Annotated in this window: 1 protein-coding gene; it reads right to left on the bottom strand. The window is 41.4% G+C overall.

Annotation, left to right across the window (positions count from 1 at the left end):
- Positions 1-316: 316 nt before the first annotated feature.
- Positions 317-1,997, bottom strand: a 1,681-nt coding sequence (locus ACKI3C_RS05700; RefSeq protein WP_407402943.1) for a hypothetical protein, incomplete at its 5' end; no start/stop codon positions are given.

Raw genomic sequence — 1,997 nt, 5'->3', positions numbered from 1 at the left:
GAAAGGATTGGGGAAAGGGGCAGTGTGCCCGCTCGTGACAAAAACACACAGAACTTAGCACGTTGCCACCGATCCGGCCAGGCGATGCCCCTCTAACGCGTGCAAAAACGTTAACAAATTTTATACTGCGGATTTGAGGTTATTAAAATTTTGACAATGTAAAGTTATTGACAAACTCAGATAACCTCCAAATTTTAGAGTAATAAATTAGAAGAGGGAAACTTGTTGATTTGCAGTGTTTTATAAAATAAAATCAAAAATAATTCAAATAACGTGTGTAAACTTAGATAACCAGGTGTTTTGAGACGGGTGTTTTTTAGGCAAAAATATCTTCAATTCGATTACTTGTGCCAGTTATTTTCTTTGCGATTTTCCGTTTGTGATTTGTGACAACTTGTATGGTTTTGTATTTTAAAATTCGACGGATAATTGCCCCAGGGATGCTAATTGCACACAGTGCGATTAATTTCTTTTCATCATCGCTTAATGAGGCTTGTTTATTCAAGCGTTCAAATAGATTATTGTGTTTCAACGACACAATCTCATACAATAAATCCCAAAAATCAGTACTCATCATGAGGACAGAATCATTGTCAATGACCTGGTCTGAGTTGTATTTTCCCGAGTAATATGATAAGCGCAAGATTTCGTCAAGGCAGAATCTTGTCTTTTCTTGTATGGCAAGTGCTTTTTCTGTGAATTTTAATGTTTCTTGTGTTTGCTCTAGTTGTTGTCCTACTTCTGATCTGGCAATAAGTTCGTGTTGTTCATTCTCTAAATTTATTATTATGTCCTGTAATTTGTGCAGTTGTTGTTCTTGGGCTTTCAGCTCTTGTACTCTTTTTTTATTTTCAGATGCAATTTGTGACAGATGGCAGCTTAATGCGGCAAGTTGAGATTGTGCTTCTTCGTTCTCAATCCTAACTTGTGCAATGTGTCTCTTTTGGTAATAAACGACAGCTAAAGTGATGACAATAATTAGGGCAAGAAGAGCTATAGCAAGAATTAATTGTTTTTGCTTAGACAGATGCTTGACTTCTATCATTGCCATGTCATATTTTGATTCGGCTTCTTTGATTTTACCAGCTTGACCGACTATCAGCAATGAATCACTCTTATTAACCGCCCAATCGTTATTATAAATATATGCATTTATATCTCCTTTGGCCAAAGCGACTTCTGCAAAAGCTCGAGACTTAGAAATACTATCTTCGGTCAAAAGAGGAGATGGGGCAAGGTTTAAATATTTCTCGGCAGAATCAGGATATCCCAACTTGGAGAAAGAAATTGAAAGTATGTCATAACGGGTGCGTCCTGGTATTTGATTAACATCGTATTCAAACAAATTTTTTGAAGAAGATACAACGTCTTCATACCTCCCCTGTCTGTAAAATAATAGACATAGGGTGTTGTAAGCTTCACCCAGATTGACACTATCGTCCACTTCCTTTGCTATTTTGATGGCTTGTTGCAATTTTGACATTGCAAGATTGTCATCATATAGATGGTTGTATATTATCCCCATCGAATTAAGGCACAGGGACTCATAATGTTTGTTACCGGCTTTATTAAACTCATGCTGTGCCTTGTCATAAATTTCAATTGCAATGGAATCTGAGTAGGCCACTTGATATAAAGACGCTTTGCGCAAGTTGATGTAGGCGATGTTGAAGTGGTCGTTGGCGGGGCAGATAGTTTCGGCGCGTTTGTAGTATTCGATTGCCTGCTCGGGGTCGCCTAGTTCTTCCATGACGCAGCCTTTGTAGAGGAGGGAGCGCATGCGGTGGTCGGGGTTGGCACCGTCGTGGTCGTAGTGGTTGACGGCGATGTTGATGGCGCTGTCGGTGGTGGCGGGACGGTAGGCCTTGTAGTCGGCGATGGTGGTGAGCAGTGCGTGGTAGGCGCGGTCATCGTCGGTGGTGAGCGAGTCGGCGGGGTATGCCGCGAGCATCCCGCAGGCACTGTCGGGGGCCTGGAGGATGAGCGAGTCGATGGCG

Origin of the sequence: Sodaliphilus sp., from assembly GCF_045598405.1 — a bacterium.
Lineage (GTDB): Bacteria > Bacteroidota > Bacteroidia > Bacteroidales > Muribaculaceae > Sodaliphilus > Sodaliphilus limicaballi.
The sequence above is the reverse complement of the archived record's forward strand: the minus strand, read 5'-3'. Positions and strand labels throughout refer to the sequence as shown.